The organism is Hydrogenophaga sp. RWCD_12 (genome assembly GCF_046604225.1).
In the GTDB taxonomy this organism is placed as follows: Bacteria; Pseudomonadota; Gammaproteobacteria; order Burkholderiales; family Burkholderiaceae_C; genus Hydrogenophaga.
On sequence record NZ_JBKIXC010000005.1, the window covers coordinates 69,099 to 83,225 of the forward strand.

Genomic DNA, 14,127 nt, shown 5'->3' on the forward strand with positions numbered 1-14,127 from the left:
GCGCACCCGCAGTTCAACCTGGATGGTTGCAATGGGTGTTTCAAGGGGAAGTGCTCCCGTGCGCCACAGCAGGCACGGGCGGCAGTCGGCCCAGATGTTTGAAGAAGTAGCGGGCCATGCTCGCGGCGTGCCATCTCATGTAACGCGGGTTGTGCCGGCTGGCACGCTGGGCTTCGTGCACCACCGTGACCCCCGGATCGCAGACCACCTTCCAGCCCGCTTTCCACAGGCGGGCGCAGATGTCCACATCCTCGTAATAGAGGTGGAATTTAGCATCAAAGCCTCCCACATCCCGAAAGGCCTCGGCCCGGAACAGCAGAAACATCCCGGCCGTCCATTCCACGGGCCGGGGCGAGGGGCGTTCGGTCGGCGTCAGGTGGTAACGGCCGTCGTCGAGTCCCGCCAGCTTCAGGCCGAGGTTCCAGGGCGTCGGAAAGCGCCGCGCATTGTCTTCTGGCATCCCTTGCGGCGACAGCACCAGCGGAGCGACCACCCCGACCCGGGGATCGTCCATGGCGGCCAGCAAGCCCGGAAGCGGGTTGGTGACCAGCCGGATGTCGGGGTTGGCGACACAGAAGAAGCGTTTCTGGTTGCCCTCGAAGGCACGGTTGTGGTTTTCGGCGAAACCGGTCGGCGTTGCGTTGGTGTGGCGCGTGGCGGCAAGGCCGTCGGGCAACACCAGCGGTGCATCGGGGATGTTTTCTGTCACCACCAGCTCATCGACCTCCGGTGTCTGCTGCAGATCCTGCAGGAACCGGTTGGCCAGCTGGGACTGGCCGTGGCTGACCATCGACAGGCGAATGCTCAAGTCTGGCCTCACAGGCGCCTCAGGATCAGGAAAATCGACCGCTGCATGGGCGGGATCGGCCAGACGAGCAGCTTGACGCAGCGCAGCGTCATGGCCTGTTTCAGGCTCAGCTGGCGGCGATAGCGGTGCAGGAAGGCGCCGGCCTGGCGCGCGTTGAGGCCGAAGATCGTCCGGTGCCGCTGGTCGAAAAAGCCGGCCAGCCGCTTGAGGAAGCGCTTTTCCCGCGGGTTGTCGTCCTTGGCCTTGGCGCCAATGGCGTTGCGTTCGTGCTGACGGTAGTCGATCAGGGCGCGGTCCAGGTAGGTCCGGGAGCCCAGCGCGCTGGCGACCAGGGAGAGCCACCAGTCGTGCATGATGGCTTCGGGTGGCACCGGCAGACCGAGTTCGAGCAGCTCGCGGTTCATCAGGCTGGTGCAGCCGGTCAACGTGTTGCTCAGCGCCTGTGCCGCCAGGCTGGGGCGCCCTACCTGCAGGCCCTGGTAGCGCGCCATCGACGGCGCAATCTCGCGGCCGTCGTCCGCGATCACCCGCAGGTCGCTGTGTACCAGCGCCGGTTGCCCGGGCCTGGCCTGCTCCAGCTGGCGCATCGCGGTCATGCACGACCGCAGTTTGTCGGCGTGCCAGAGGTCGTCCTGGTCGGACAGTGCCACATAACGCACCGGACCGGACCAGGGTGCGGGCGCCTGGAAAGCCAGCGCCAGGTCCATCAGGCGCGAGAAGTTGCCGCTGGCGCCCAGGTTGCCCAGGCCGTCTGCCACGGGCTCGATGCGACCCGGCCAGCGTGCCTGCAGCTCTGCGAGGACGCGGACAGAGTCGTCGGTCGATCCGTCGTCGCGGCAAAGCACGTGCGCACGCACGCCTTCCTGCCGGAGGATCGACTCCACCTGCTCGGCCAGATAGGTCGCGCCGTTGTAGACCGGCAGCAGCACCAGCACCCACGGCAGGGATGGGTCGGTGGCAGGGGAGGTGGGAGACAGCGGAGCGTTCATCGCGGGCGGGCCTGGGCCCTGGCTCACATCCGGTTGAGTGCGAGGCCCAGCCAGAAGCTGGCGCGTCCGGCCCGGGTCTGGCGCCACAGGCCACTGCCGGCACCGGCGCGAAGCCGCGCGGCGAAATGGGGCAGGTGGCGCATGTGCTGGAAGTTGCGCAGCAGGCGCGTGGCCTCCGGTGTGAGGTGGTCCCTGATGTCGTTCATCGCGGCCTCGGTCAGGTCGCCCCAGACACGGTACTGGCCACGCAGCAGCATGCGCACGCGCTGCACCTGGTCCCGGGAGCGGCCCTGCGAGCCGATCAGGTTGTGGTCGTGCTGGCGGTACAGCAGACAGGGCTCCGGATCGAAGTGCATCCAGCCACCGCAGCCGGTCACGGCCTGGTAAGCCGTCCAGTCGTGCAGCACGGCGTGCGCCGGGTCGATGCGGCGCAGCAGGCGCAGCAGGGCGGCGTTGAACACCATGGTGTTGCCGCTGGCAATGTTCTGCAACAGTGCGTTGCCAAAGCCCAGCGGCCGTGCGGGCAAGCGGCTGATGCCGATGGGTTGCAGCGTGTGGTCGACCAGCCGGGTACGGGCGCCGTACAGCGCTGCCTGGCCGTCGCGCAAGGGCGCGTCTTGCAGCACCGCCACGGCGCGGGCCAGCTTTTCGGGCAGCCAGACGTCGTCCTGGTCGCAGAAGGCGAACAGGTCGTCTTCCTCAAAGCCGTCGATGGTGTTGATCAGGTGGAAGAAGTTGGCCGTGGAACGGCGCTTCGGGCCGGCGATCACGCGCACGCGGTGCTGCGGCTGGCTGGCCGCAAACGCCTGGCAGATCTCAAGGGTGGTGTCGTTGGAACCGTCGTCGCTGATCAGCAAGTTCCAGGCGGTGTGCGACTGTGCTGCGATCGACGCGAGCTGTTCGCCGATGTAGCGCTCACCCCGGTAGCTGGCCAGCAGGACATGCACCGTGGGCAGGCGACCCGATCGAACCGTCATCGCGGGGCGCTTTCAGAGGTCTTTGGTGAACAGGTCGCGCGAGTACTGCGGTTTGCCGAAGTGATCCAGCTCGGGCGACTTGCGGTTGGTCACGACCAGGTCGACTTCCTTCATGAAGGCATCCAGGTCCTTGACCACAGGGGAACCGAAGAATTCGTCGCCGTCGATCAGGGGCTCATAGATCACGGTCTTCACGCCCTTGGCCTTGATGCGCTTGAGCACACCCTGGATGCTGGACAGGCGGATGTTGTCCGAACCGGTCTTCATGATCAGGCGGTAGAAGCCGACCGTCTTCGCGCCCTGGCGCAAGATGTCGTCGGCGATGAAGTCCTTGCGCGTCGAGTTCGACTGCACGATCGCGTGGATCAGGTTCTGCGGCACATCCTGGTAGTTCGCCAGCATCTGCTTGGTGTCCTTGGGCAGGCAGTAGCCGCCGTAGCCGAAGGAGGGGTTGTTGTAGTGGCTGCCGATGCGCGGATCCAGGCCGACACCTTCGATGATCTGGCGAGTGTCCAGATTGTGTGAGGCGGCGTAGGTGTCCAGCTCATTGAAGAACGCGACCCGCATTGCCAGGTAGGTGTTGGAGAACAGCTTGACCGCTTCGGCTTCGGTCGAGTCCACGAACAGCGTCGGGATGTCTTTCTTGCGCGCGCCTTCGGCCAGCAGGCCGGCAAACACGCGGGCGCGCTCCGAGCGCTCGCCCACGATGATGCGCGAGGGGTGCAGGTTGTCGTAGAGGGCTTTGCCTTCGCGCAGGAACTCGGGCGAGAACATCAGGTTCTGGCTGCCGGTGTCCTGGCGGACCTTGGCGGTGTAGCCCACCGGCACGGTCGACTTGATCACCATCACCGCGTCCGGATTGATCTGCATTACGTCACGGATCACGGCCTCAACCGACTTCGTGTTGAAGTAGTTGGTCTCGGGGTCGTAGTCGGTGGGCGTCGCGACGATGACGAAGTCCGCGCCTTGGTAAGCATCGTGCTTGTCGAGCGTCGCACGCAGGTTCAACGGTTGATTGGCCAGGAAATCCTCGATTTCCTCATCAACGATCGGGCTCTTGCGAGCGTTGATCAGGGCCACCTTCTCGGGAAGGATGTCCAGGGCGACGACTTCGTGGTGCTGGGACAGCAGCACGGCGTTGGACAGACCGACGTAGCCGGTGCCAGCAACCGCAATCTTCATGAAAAACCCTTATTCGCGCGAGGTAAAACCCAAGGATTTTGCCACAAGGCCCCTGGCGGAACCGTCAGGAACCACTCAGGAAAGCAGACCCAGCGCAAAGGGCAGGCTCAGCATGCCGGCCAGGGTCGACAGCGTCACCAGGCCGGCGACGTACGGCCCGTCGTAACCCATGCGGGCGGCCAGCACATAGCAGCTGGAGGCGGTAGGCACCGCGGAAAACATGAGCAGGATGAGCGTCTGGGCCGGGTCCAGGCGGAACAGGTGGGCCACGCCGAAAGCCAGCAACGGCATCCCCAGGTGCTTGGCGCCCAGCACCGCCAGCCCCAGGGTCTTTGCCTTGTACAGGGTTCCCAGCTGCATCCCGGCCCCGGCGGCCATCAGGCCCAGCGCCAGCGAAGCCTGGCCGATGCGGTTGACGGTCGGATCCAGCCAGACCGGGATGCGAAAGCCCAGCAGGTTGGCGATCAGGCCGCTGGCGGTTGCGATGATCAGCGGGTTGCGCAGCAGTTCGCGGGCAAATCCGCGCTTGGCGTGGCGTGCCATCGGCCAGACCGCGCCCACATTGAACAGCGGCACGCAGCAGCCGATCAGCACCGCGATCATCAGCAGACCCTGAGGGCCGGCCAGCTTGTCGGCCAGCGCCAGGGCGATGAAAGAGTTGAACCGGAACCCGACCTGCGCGCTGGCGGCGTGCAGGCGCACGTCCAGCCGGCGTCCCAGCCAGGGCCAGTGCGGCAGCGAATACGACAGGGCGATGCCCGCCACGCCCAGGGTCAGTCCGGCGGCCATCAGGCTGGAGGCGGCTTGCAGGTCCAGCGGGCTTTTCACGATCGAGTGAAACAGCAGCACCGGGAACAGGAAGAAATACACCAGGCTTTCCAGCGGCTCCCAGACCGAGCGGTTCAGGGCGGTGAAGCGGCAGACCAGGTAGCCACAGAGGATCAGCGAGAAGTCGGGAAAGAGCAGTTGGGCGAAGTTCACGCGGGCAGCATAGCGCGGCTGGCAAGCCCCTTCCCGGGGTTTGTACTTATGTAGTCTCCCGCTGTTCAAACCGGCGGCTGCTCTCTACATTCGCGGCGAGGTGGGCAGGGGTAATATGCCTGTTGCTATCGTTTTTGTTGACTACACAAGGAGTGATTGCCATGGTTGATCGCCGTCGTCTGTTTGCACTGGGTCTGGCTGCTGCGTCGCTGGGTGCTGCGGGACCGTTGTGGGCGCAGGCCTACCCGAACAAGGTCATCCGGCTGCAGGTGCCATTCGCGCCGGGCGGCACGACCGACATCATTGCGCGCGTGATGTCCGAGCCGCTGGGCAAGTCCCTGGGGCAGGGCGTGGTGGTGGAAAACAAGGCCGGTGGCGGCGGCGTGGTCGGTGCGACCGAACTGGCGCGCACCGCGCCCGACGGGTACGTGCTCGGCATGGCGACGGTCTCGACCACCGCGGCCAACCCGGCGATCAATCCCAAGATTCCGTACAACACCCTCACCGACTTCACGCCGATCATCAACATCGCCGCGACGCCCAACGTGATCGCGGTGCACCCCAGCTTCCCGGCCAAGGACTACAAGGGCTTCCTGGCGGAAATCAAGAAGAACCCGGGCAAATACAGCTATTCCAGCTCCGGCACCGGCGGCATCGGCCACCTGCAGACCGAGCTGTTCAAGAGCCTGACCGGCACCTTCATCACCCACATCCCTTACCGCGGCGCGGGCCCGGCGCTGAACGACACCGTCGGCGGCCAGGTGCCGATCATCTTTGACAACCTGCCATCGGCGCTGCCGCACATCAAGGCCGGCCGCCTGATCGCGATCGTGGTGGCGGCGCCGCAGCGCCTGCCGGTGCTGCCCGATGTGCCGACCTTCAAGGAAGTGGGTCTGGAGCCGGTCAACCGCATGGCCTACTACGGTCTCATCGGCCCCAAGGGCATGCCCAAGGACGTGGTCGACAAGATCTACAACGCGACCAAGACGTCGCTGGCGGACCCGGCCGTGCGCAAGCGCATCGAAGACACGGGATCGCTGATCGTCGCCAACACGCCCGAGCAGTTCACGACCCAGATCAAGGCCGAGTTCGAGGTCTACAAGGACGTGGTCACCAAGCAGAAGCTCTCGCTGGAGTGATGGACGCGGCGGCGCTCGCGCGCAGCGAGGACAGCGCGGGCGCCTTCGTCGATGCCCTCTGGCTGGAAGAGGGGCTCTCGCGCAACACGCTCGACGCCTACCGGCGCGATCTGGTGCTGTTCGGGCAATGGCTGGCGGAGCACGGCGCACGCTCGCTGCTGCAAGCCGACGAGGCCGCCATCCACGGCTATTTCGCCAGCCGCCACGCACAGACCCGCGCCACCACCGCCAACCGGCGCCTGACGGTCTTCAAGCGCTATTTCCGCTGGGCGCTGCGCGAGCGCCTGATCGATGCCGACCCGACCCTGCGCCTGCTGGCCGCGCGCCAGCCGATGCGCGTGCCCAAGACGCTGTCCGAAGCCCAGGTCGAGGCCTTGCTCAATGCACCCGATACCTCCACGCCGCTTGGCATCCGCGACCGCGCCATGCTGGAGCTGATGTACGCCAGTGGTCTGCGTGTGAGCGAACTGGTGACCCTGCGCACCTTTCACGTCGGCCACCAGGACCATGTGCTGCGCGTGACCGGAAAAGGCAACAAGGAGCGGCTGGTGCCCTTCGGCCAGGTCGCCGGTGACTGGCTGCGCCGGTATCTCAAGGACGCCCGGCCCGAGATCCTGGGCACGCACGGCAGTGAAGACCTGTTCGTGACCGCGCGCGGCACCAAGGCCGGCGAGGCCATGAGCCGGGTCATGTTCTGGAACCTGGTCAAGCGATACGCGCTGCAGGCTGGCATCACCTCCCCGCTGTCGCCCCACACGCTGCGCCACGCCTTCGCGACCCATTTGCTCAACCACGGAGCCGACCTGCGCGCGGTGCAGATGCTGCTGGGCCACGCCGACATCTCGACCACCACGATCTACACCCACGTCGCGCGCGAACGGCTCAAGACCATCGTGGCGCAGCACCATCCACGCGGCTGACCTGAATGGTCCCGGGGGTATAAAGCGATATGGACCCCATCTTTCAGTCTTCCGTCGCCCAGGCGGCCCTGATCGCCGCCGCCGGTGCCCTTGCGTTCTGGCTCAAGGACGTGCCGGGCCTGCTGGTGTCCTGGGGCAAGCGCTTCTTCATCTCGACCCTCAGCATCGATTCGCGCGACGAGTTCCTGTTCTCGGCGCTGGTCGAATACATGGACGCACATCCCTCGCTGCGCCAGGTCAACCAGTTCACCGCCCGCAGCGTGCGCCAGGGCACGGCCTACCAGAGCCTGGAAGAAGACCTGCGCGCCGGCCAGGCGCCGCGTGCCTACCTCTCGCCGGGTGAAGGCCTGCACATCCTCTGGATCGACGGCCGGCTGGTCTGGATCCGGCGCGAGCTGCAGGTCACGCAGAGCGTGTTCGAGCGCATCAGCCTGTCGCATTTCGGCCGCTCGGGCGACTGGCTGGCGGGCTTCCTGCAGCGCGCGATCCAGGCGCGCGCCAACCGCGAGAGCGACACGCTCTCGGTCTACATTCCCAACCCCTTCCACGGCGGCGACTGGATGCGCGCCCGCCTGGGCTCGCGCCGGCCGCTCGCCTCGGTGGTGCTCAAGGCCGGGCAGGCCGAGGCCCTGCTGGGCGACCTGCAGCGCTTTTACAGTGCGCACGAGCGCTACGCCGAGCTGGGCATCCCTTGGCGCCGCGGCTACCTGCTGTATGGCCCGCCCGGCACCGGCAAGACCTCGCTGGTCACGGCGCTGGCGTCCGAGCTGCACCTGAATGTCTGCACGCTCAGTCTGGCCTCACCCGTGGTGACCGACGAGAAGATCCACACCCTGCTGGCCGCCGTGCCGCAGCGCTCGCTGCTGCTGATCGAGGACGTCGACGCGTTCTTCCGCCAGCGCGACGCCGCGCATGCGCAGGTCAGGCTGTCGTTCTCGGGCTTCCTCAACGCGCTCGACGGCGTGGCGACGCAGGAAGGCAATGTGCTGTTCATGACCACCAACCACGCCGACCGGCTGGACGAGGCGCTGATCCGCGCCGGCCGCATTGATGAGCGGGTGGAGCTGGGCCTGTGCGACGAAGAGCAGTTGCGCCGCCTGTACCTCAAGTTCGATCCGGACGAGGCCGCGGCCATGGCGTTCGCGGCCGAGTTCGCACCTCAGGGACTGTCACCAGCACAGGTTCAGGGGCAACTCATGCGTCGCTTCGGTGCTGTGCGCCGCCCTGGCTGACCCTGCGCGGATGGATCAGGACGGGGACTTGATAGCCAGTTCCACCAGCAGCCCTTGCTCGGTCACGCTGATGCGGCCGGGCCTCAGTCCCAGCAGGTCGGCCATGGCTGTTTCGCGTGGCTGCAGCTGGTAGAGCACGACCTCGCGCAAGGCCTGCTCGGCCAGCGCGGGCGCGTAGGTGTTGAGCATGTCCAGAGCCTCTGCCGGCAATCCAGGAAAGCGGAAGCGGTAGACCTTGAGCTGGTGGGCGCGCAGCGAGCGGTCGCTGTGTTCGTAGCGCAGCCCGAAATCGACGGTGAAGCTGCCCTGTTGCGTGCGCGCCAGCGCCGGACCGGCGGCGGTCACCGGCATCTGCGCGCGCATGCGGTTCTGCTCGGGCAGCAACCCCAGGCGCGGCGAGGCCAGATCGAGGTTGACCAGACCGGCCACCGGATAGCGCAGAGGGAACCGCTTGGCCACTTCTGTCTGCAGCAGGTCCAACGGCACGGTGAAGCGCGGGAGCGCGGTCGTGGAGCCGCTGTCGCCCGGTGCAGCAGAAGGCACCGGTGTTGGCGTGGCGGTTTGCGCTGCGGCCACACCCGTGCCCAGCAACAGGCCGGAGCAGACGAGTTGCCGACGTTGCATGCCGCAGCTTATTTGTAGAACACCGCGACCCGGCCCTTGAGCTGGATCAGCACCGGCTGTCCGCGGCGGTCGACGGTCTTCGTGGACTGCACCTTGACCCAGCCTTCGCTGATGCAGTACTCGGCAACGTCGAAGCGCTCCTTGTCGTTGAACAGGATGCCGATGTCGTGGTCGAACACGGCACGGACGTGGAAGGGGCTGCGCGGGTCGATGGCCAGCCGGTCGGGCAGGGCGGGTTTGGAGGTGGTGTCGTTCATGCCGCTATTGTCTCCGCCTCAAGGCCGGTAGACCGAGCAGGTCTTGCGCACATTGGGGGTCGGGTCGCCGCCGAAGCTGTGGGTGTCGCAGCCCAGGCCGTCGCGGGCCGGCATGACGCGGAAGAGCCCGTTGGCGCCGAAACGCACATGGGCCTGGCCGCGGAAGCGGCATTCCTGCGACTCGCGGGCGCATTCTGTCCAGAAGCGGTCGTCCAGCGGCGGAATCTCGTCGGCGTCGGGCTGGCGGGACACGGCCCGGTTCACCGGCACGGTGTTGATCTCGCAGGTCTTCTGCACACCCGGCTGGGGGTCGCCGAACAGGCGGCTGTCGCAGCGCACGGTGCCGCTCACCTGGCGGTAGTGGTAGTTGCCGGGCACGCCGTAGCGGATCACGGTCGGCATGGAGGTGGTGCAGGTCTTGCCCTCGTCGGCGCAGTAGGCCCAGCGGTTGGAGGGGCGGCCGAAGTCGGGCCGGTCACCACCCGCGATGCCAACGCCACCCGGCAGGTGGTCGTCGGGGCGGCCGCCGTAGCCCGGACGGTCGGGCTCATTGCGCACCTGGCACTTCTTGCGCACGCCGTAGACCGGATCGCCGAATTCGTCGATGCTGCACTCGATCTGTCCCACCTCGCGGCGGAAGTTGTAGGCCCCTTCGGCCCCGAAGCGCACGGTCCGCGCGCCCCGGAACCGGCAGACTTCGCCTTCGCGCGCGCAGTCTTCCCAGCCGCGTTCGCGGTCGTCGCGGTCGGGGCGCGGCAGGTTGCGGTCCCAGCCCAGGCGGTATTCGCAGTACTTGGACTGGCGGCGCGACGGGTCGCCGAAGACGCTGGTGTCGCACTCGACCCGACCATCCACGTTCTTCACGGCGAACTGGTTGTTGGCGCCGAACCGGACCTGCGCCAGCCCGGGCACATGGCAGGTCTGCCCCTCGCGGGCACAGGGCACCCATTCGCCGGAATCGTTGTCGCGGGCGCTGGCTTGGCCAAATGCGAGAGCGCCGAACAGCAGCGCAAGGAAGCGGATTCTGGTACGCATGAAAACCTCCGTGTCGTCCGAAGCAGTCAGTGTAGTGAGGCGCCGAGGGGCCGCCGCCTCAATCTGTAAGCACCCGTACCTTGACGCTCTTGCCCTTGATGCGGCCAGCATTGAGCCGGCTGGCCGCCTGTTCGGCGATGTCGCGGTCGACCGCGACGTAGGTGGACCACTCGTTGACGTTGATCTTGCCGACCTGCTCGCGCGTGTAGCCAAGATCGGCGGTGAGCGCGCCCAGCACGTCGCCGGGGCGGATCTTCTCCTTGCGGCCGCCCTGGATGTGCAGCGTGACCATCGGCGGCTGCAGTGGATCCTTGCTCACCGGCGTGAGTTCAGACACCGGGTGCCACTTCGACTCGCGGCCCTGCAACTGTTCGATGCGGCCGACGTAGCCCATTTCGTCCATGCTCGCGAGGTTCAGTGCCAGGCCGCTTTCGCCGGCGCGGCCGGTGCGGCCGATGCGGTGGATGTGCACCTCGGGGTCGGGCGTCACGTCCACGTTGATCACGGCGGCCAGGCTGGCGATGTCGAGCCCGCGGGCAGCCACATCGGTCGCCACCAGCACCGAGCAGCTGCGGTTGGCAAAGCGCACCAGCACCTGGTCGCGTTCGCGCTGTTCCAGTTCACCAAACAGCGCCAATGCGCTGAAGCCCTGGGCCTGCAGCACGGCCACCAGGTCGCGGCACTGGGCCTTGGTGTTGCAGAAGGCGAGCGTGCTGGCAGGGCGGAAGTGCAGCAGCAACTGGCTGACCACGTGCAGCCGCTCCTTCTCGCTGACCTCGTACCAGCGCTGCTCGATCTGCCCGCCGCTGTGCTGCGCCTCGACCTTGATGGTCAGCGGTTCGCGCATGAACTGCGCCGCCAGCTTGCCGATGCCTTCCGGATACGTGGCCGAGAACAGCAGGGTCTGGCGTTCTTTGGGGCACTGCCTGGCGACCTTGACGATGTCGTCGAAGAAGCCCATGTCGAGCATGCGGTCGGCCTCGTCGAGCACCAGGGTGTTGAGCGCTTCGAGCTGCAGGCTGCCGCGTTCCAGGTGGTCCATGAGACGGCCGGGCGTGCCGACCACGATGTGTGCGCCGTGCTCCAGCGTAGCCAGTTGCCCGCGCAGCGGCACACCGCCGCAGAGCGTGACGACCTTGATGTTGTCCTCGGCGCGCGCCAGGCGCCGGATTTCGGTGGTGACCTGGTCGGCCAGTTCGCGTGTGGGGCAGAGCACCATGGTCTGCACCGCGAAGCGGCGCGGGTTGAGGTTCGCCAGCAGGGTCAGTGCGAATGCGGCGGTCTTGCCGCTGCCGGTCTTGGCCTGTGCGATCAGGTCCTTGCCCAGCAGCGCGGACGGCAGGCAGGCGGCCTGGATCGGCGTCATGGCCAGATACCCCAGCTGCTGCAGGTTGGCCAGGGTGGCGGGGGAGAGGGGAAGGGTGCCGAAGTCGGTGGCGGGGGAATCAGAAGTCATTCCCGATTATCCGGCCCGCGCCACTTCGGCGGCTTCAGGCGCCCAGCAGGTAGTCCAGCTCCTGCTGGCTGAAGCCGGCGGCACGGCGCGCCGCTTCGTTGAACGGAGGCTTCAGGCGCGGGGCGCTGTGCGTGCGGGCGAGCTGCCGGTAGTGCGCGATCGGGTCGAGCTGCTGGCGTTCGCAGAGCCAGCCGTACCAGCGGTTGCCGATGGCGACATGGCCGATCTCGTCGCGCAGGATCACTTCCAGAATCTCGACCGCCCGCAGCGCGGCCGGGGTGCCGACCTTGCGCAGGCGGGCCTGGATCAGTGGGGTCGCGTCCAGTCCGCGCGCTTCCAGCGTGCGCGGCACCAGCGCCATGCGCGCCGTGATGTCGTCCTGCGTCTTGACGCACATCTCCCACAGGCCATCGTGCGCCGGGCAGTCGCCATAGTCGTGGCCCAGGCTGAGCAGGTGCGTGCGCAGCAGGGTGAAGTGGGTGGCCTCCTCGTCGGCCACGCGCAACCAGTCGCGGTAGAAATCCAGCGGCATGCCCGCAAAGCGCCAGACCGCGTCCAGCGCGAGATTGATGGCGTTGAACTCGATGTGGCAGACCGCGTGCAGCAGCGCGGCCAGGCCTTCGTCGGTGAACGGCGAGCGGTGCGGCACCTCGGTCGGCGGAACCAGTGGCGGGCGCTGCGGTCGGCCCGGCAGCGCCTGCGAGGGAGAGGCCATCGCGGTGCCTGGCGACAGGGCGTGTTTGCGTGCGGCCTCGTCCGCCAGTGCGGTCAGCGCGCTCCATAGCGCGTGGGTGGCCTCGACCTTGGCTTGCGGGTCGGATTGGCACAGTGCCGCGAGGGCGCCTTTGCGCAGGCCAGGCGAAGGGGAAAGTGGGGCAGCGGCGGCGTCACGGGAGGGCATCCCTACAATTCTAGGTTTGCAACCAGCGCCCACGGCGCGCACCCAACGGAGACACGGATGGCGATTTACGAACTCGACGGACGCAAACCCGACATCGCCGAATCGGCCTGGGTGGCCGACAGCGCGCAGGTGATGGGTGATGTCACGCTGGGTGATGGCGCCAGCGTCTGGTTCGGCGCGATTGCGCGCGGCGATTCCGACCGCATCGTGGTCGGCGCAGGCAGCAACATCCAGGACGGCAGCGTGCTGCACGCCGACGAAGGCATGCCGCTGGTGGTCGGCGAACGTGTGACGGTAGGGCACCTGGTCATGCTGCATGGCTGCACCATCGGTGACGAATCGCTGATTGGCATCGGCGCCGTCGTGCTCAACGGCGTGAAGATCGGCAGGAACTGCCTGGTCGGCGCAGGCTCGCTGGTCACCGAAGGCAAGGAGTTTCCCGACGGATCCATGATCATGGGCAGCCCGGCCCGGGTGGTTCGCCAGCTCACGCCAGAGCAGATCGAGGGGCTGCGCAAGAGCGCCTTGCACTACCGCGACAACGCCGAGCGCTTCCGTCAGGGCTTGAAAAAGATTGGTTGAGCCGCAGTTGTCGGCTTTTGTTTCGCAGAAAGACCCGCGTGTCCGAACTCCACAAATTCATGTTTGAAGGCCTGCCGGTGCGTGGCATGCTGGTGCGCCTGACCGACGGCTGGCAGGAAATCCTGCGCCGCCGCCAGCAGGCCGGCGGCTATCCCGCGGCCGTGACCGAACTGCTGGGCGAGATGACCGCCGCGGCCACATTGATGCAGGCCAACATCAAGTTCAACGGCGCGCTCATTCTTCAGGTGCAGGGTGACGGGCCGGTGAAGCTGGCGGTGGCAGAAGTGCAGCCCGACCTGACGCTGCGGGCGACCGCCAATGTGATGGGGGATGTGGCCGAAGACGCGCCGCTGTCGCACATGGTCAATGTGAACAACCAGGGCCGCTGCGCGATCACCCTCGATCCCAAAGACCGGCTGCCCGGCCAGCAACCCTACCAGGGCGTGGTGCCGCTGTTCGGTGACCAGCGAGAGAAGCTGGAAAAGCTCAGCGAGGTGATCGAGCACTACATGCTGCAGAGCGAGCAGCTGGACACTCGGCTGGTGTTGGCCGCCAACGACCAGGTCGCGGCCGGCCTGCTGATCCAGCGCCTGCCGCTGCAGGGCCAGGACAACCTGTCGGGTGCGGGCGCCGTGGCGCGCGACGAAGACCAGATCGGCCAGAACGAAGACTACAACCGCATCGCCATGCTGGCCGCCAGCCTCAAGCGGGAAGAACTGTTGACGCTGGACGCCGAGACCATCCTGCACCGCCTGTTCTGGGAAGAGGACGTGCGCCGCTTCGAGCCGCTGGCCGGTGCCGAAGGACCGCGTTTTGCCTGCACCTGCTCGCGCGAGCGGGTCAGCGGCATGCTGCGTTCACTGGGCCGCGACGAGATCGAATCGATCATCGCGGAGCAGGGCCAGGTGGAAGTGGGCTGCGACTTCTGTGGTGCGCAGTACCGCTTCGACCCGGTGGATGCCGCGCAGGTGTTCCTGCAGGCAGCCAGCCAGCCGCCGGGTTCCCCCGGCGTGCACTGAACCGGCGATCCGGCGCAGGGCCGCC

At 67.0% G+C, this 14,127-nt stretch carries 15 protein-coding genes; 5 read left to right on the forward strand and 10 right to left on the reverse strand.

The window, feature by feature from the left end:
* Positions 1-40: 40 nt before the first annotated feature.
* From ACLIJ1_RS18855 to ACLIJ1_RS18875, 5 genes are all read right to left on the reverse strand, one after another.
* Positions 41-808, reverse strand: a complete 768-nt coding sequence (locus ACLIJ1_RS18855; RefSeq protein WP_411367098.1) for a glycosyltransferase — start codon at positions 806-808, stop codon at positions 41-43.
* 8 nt (positions 809-816) lie between these two features.
* Positions 817-1,797 (reverse strand): glycosyltransferase family 2 protein, encoded by a 981-nt coding sequence (locus tag ACLIJ1_RS18860; RefSeq protein ID WP_411367099.1) that lies wholly within the window; start codon positions 1,795-1,797, stop codon positions 817-819.
* Positions 1,798-1,820: 23 nt separating this feature from the next.
* Positions 1,821-2,774, reverse strand: coding sequence for a glycosyltransferase family 2 protein (locus ACLIJ1_RS18865; RefSeq protein WP_411367100.1), 954 nt, complete (start codon positions 2,772-2,774; stop codon positions 1,821-1,823).
* A gap of 12 nt (positions 2,775-2,786) precedes the next feature.
* Positions 2,787-3,956: a nucleotide sugar dehydrogenase gene (locus ACLIJ1_RS18870; protein ID WP_411367101.1), complete on the reverse strand. Its 1,170-nt coding sequence runs from the start codon at positions 3,954-3,956 to the stop codon at positions 2,787-2,789.
* Positions 3,957-4,031: 75 nt separating this feature from the next.
* Positions 4,032-4,937, reverse strand: coding sequence for an AEC family transporter (locus ACLIJ1_RS18875; protein ID WP_411367102.1), 906 nt, complete (start codon positions 4,935-4,937; stop codon positions 4,032-4,034).
* 161 nt (positions 4,938-5,098) lie between these two features.
* Here ACLIJ1_RS18875 and ACLIJ1_RS18880 point away from each other — a divergent pair, with 161 nt between their 5' ends.
* From ACLIJ1_RS18880 to ACLIJ1_RS18890, 3 genes are read left to right on the forward strand one after another with little or no spacing between them, the layout of a single operon-like run.
* Positions 5,099-6,076: a tripartite tricarboxylate transporter substrate binding protein BugE gene (locus ACLIJ1_RS18880; RefSeq protein WP_411367103.1), complete on the forward strand. Its 978-nt coding sequence runs from the start codon at positions 5,099-5,101 to the stop codon at positions 6,074-6,076.
* Positions 6,076-6,996 (forward strand): site-specific tyrosine recombinase XerD, encoded by a 921-nt coding sequence (gene xerD / locus ACLIJ1_RS18885; protein WP_411367104.1) that lies wholly within the window; start codon positions 6,076-6,078, stop codon positions 6,994-6,996. Before ACLIJ1_RS18880 ends, xerD begins: the two co-directional genes overlap by 1 nt.
* 29 nt (positions 6,997-7,025) lie before the next feature.
* Positions 7,026-8,228: an AAA family ATPase gene (locus ACLIJ1_RS18890; RefSeq protein ID WP_411367105.1), complete on the forward strand. Its 1,203-nt coding sequence runs from the start codon at positions 7,026-7,028 to the stop codon at positions 8,226-8,228.
* A 15-nt stretch (positions 8,229-8,243) separates the two neighbouring features.
* Here the strand turns inward: ACLIJ1_RS18890 and ACLIJ1_RS18895 are convergent, their stop codons facing one another.
* The 5 genes from ACLIJ1_RS18895 to ACLIJ1_RS18915 are packed head-to-tail and all read right to left on the reverse strand — an operon-like array spanning position 8,244 to position 12,501.
* The gene (locus ACLIJ1_RS18895) at positions 8,244-8,852 is read right to left on the reverse strand and encodes a DUF1439 domain-containing protein (RefSeq protein ID WP_411367106.1); all 609 of its coding nucleotides are present in this window, start codon (positions 8,850-8,852) and stop codon (positions 8,244-8,246) included.
* Positions 8,853-8,860: 8 nt separating this feature from the next.
* On the reverse strand, positions 8,861-9,109 hold the full coding sequence (locus ACLIJ1_RS18900; RefSeq protein ID WP_411367107.1) for a DUF3297 family protein: 249 nt from the start codon (positions 9,107-9,109) through the stop codon (positions 8,861-8,863).
* Between the two features lie 18 nt (positions 9,110-9,127).
* Complete coding sequence (locus ACLIJ1_RS18905) at positions 9,128-10,144, reverse strand: hypothetical protein (RefSeq protein ID WP_411367108.1); 1,017 nt, start codon at positions 10,142-10,144, stop codon at positions 9,128-9,130.
* 58 nt (positions 10,145-10,202) lie between these two features.
* A complete protein-coding gene (dbpA, locus tag ACLIJ1_RS18910) occupies positions 10,203-11,600 on the reverse strand; it encodes an ATP-dependent RNA helicase DbpA (RefSeq protein WP_411367109.1) in 1,398 nt (465 codons plus the stop codon).
* Between the two features lie 34 nt (positions 11,601-11,634).
* Positions 11,635-12,501, reverse strand: a complete 867-nt coding sequence (locus tag ACLIJ1_RS18915) for a ferritin-like domain-containing protein (RefSeq protein WP_411367110.1) — start codon at positions 12,499-12,501, stop codon at positions 11,635-11,637.
* Between the two features lie 57 nt (positions 12,502-12,558).
* Here ACLIJ1_RS18915 and ACLIJ1_RS18920 point away from each other — a divergent pair, with 57 nt between their 5' ends.
* Positions 12,559-13,083 (forward strand): gamma carbonic anhydrase family protein, encoded by a 525-nt coding sequence (locus tag ACLIJ1_RS18920; RefSeq protein ID WP_411367111.1) that lies wholly within the window; start codon positions 12,559-12,561, stop codon positions 13,081-13,083.
* Positions 13,084-13,121: 38 nt separating this feature from the next.
* Entirely contained in the window at positions 13,122-14,102 is a 981-nt protein-coding gene (locus ACLIJ1_RS18925; protein ID WP_411367112.1) for an Hsp33 family molecular chaperone HslO, read from the forward strand.
* The last annotated feature ends 25 nt before the right edge of the window (positions 14,103-14,127 follow it).

What these genes read in the sequence shown, in the direction of transcription:
- ACLIJ1_RS18890 (WP_411367105.1), top strand. Translation starts at nt 7,026, where the DNA reads ATGGACCCCATCTTTCAGTCTTCCGTCGCCCAGGCGGCCCTGATCGCC.
- xerD (WP_411367104.1), top strand. Translation starts at nt 6,076, where the DNA reads ATGGACGCGGCGGCGCTCGCGCGCAGCGAGGACAGCGCGGGCGCCTTC.
- ACLIJ1_RS18905 (WP_411367108.1), bottom strand. Translation starts at nt 10,144, where the DNA reads ATGCGTACCAGAATCCGCTTCCTTGCGCTGCTGTTCGGCGCTCTCGCA.
- ACLIJ1_RS18870 (WP_411367101.1), bottom strand. Translation starts at nt 3,956, where the DNA reads ATGAAGATTGCGGTTGCTGGCACCGGCTACGTCGGTCTGTCCAACGCC.
- ACLIJ1_RS18880 (WP_411367103.1), top strand. Translation starts at nt 5,099, where the DNA reads ATGGTTGATCGCCGTCGTCTGTTTGCACTGGGTCTGGCTGCTGCGTCG.
- dbpA (WP_411367109.1), bottom strand. Translation starts at nt 11,600, where the DNA reads ATGACTTCTGATTCCCCCGCCACCGACTTCGGCACCCTTCCCCTCTCC.
- ACLIJ1_RS18920 (WP_411367111.1), top strand. Translation starts at nt 12,559, where the DNA reads ATGGCGATTTACGAACTCGACGGACGCAAACCCGACATCGCCGAATCG.
- ACLIJ1_RS18900 (WP_411367107.1), bottom strand. Translation starts at nt 9,109, where the DNA reads ATGAACGACACCACCTCCAAACCCGCCCTGCCCGACCGGCTGGCCATC.
- ACLIJ1_RS18895 (WP_411367106.1), bottom strand. Translation starts at nt 8,852, where the DNA reads ATGCAACGTCGGCAACTCGTCTGCTCCGGCCTGTTGCTGGGCACGGGT.
- ACLIJ1_RS18865 (WP_411367100.1), bottom strand. Translation starts at nt 2,774, where the DNA reads ATGACGGTTCGATCGGGTCGCCTGCCCACGGTGCATGTCCTGCTGGCC.
- ACLIJ1_RS18915 (WP_411367110.1), bottom strand. Translation starts at nt 12,501, where the DNA reads ATGCCCTCCCGTGACGCCGCCGCTGCCCCACTTTCCCCTTCGCCTGGC.
- ACLIJ1_RS18860 (WP_411367099.1), bottom strand. Translation starts at nt 1,797, where the DNA reads ATGAACGCTCCGCTGTCTCCCACCTCCCCTGCCACCGACCCATCCCTG.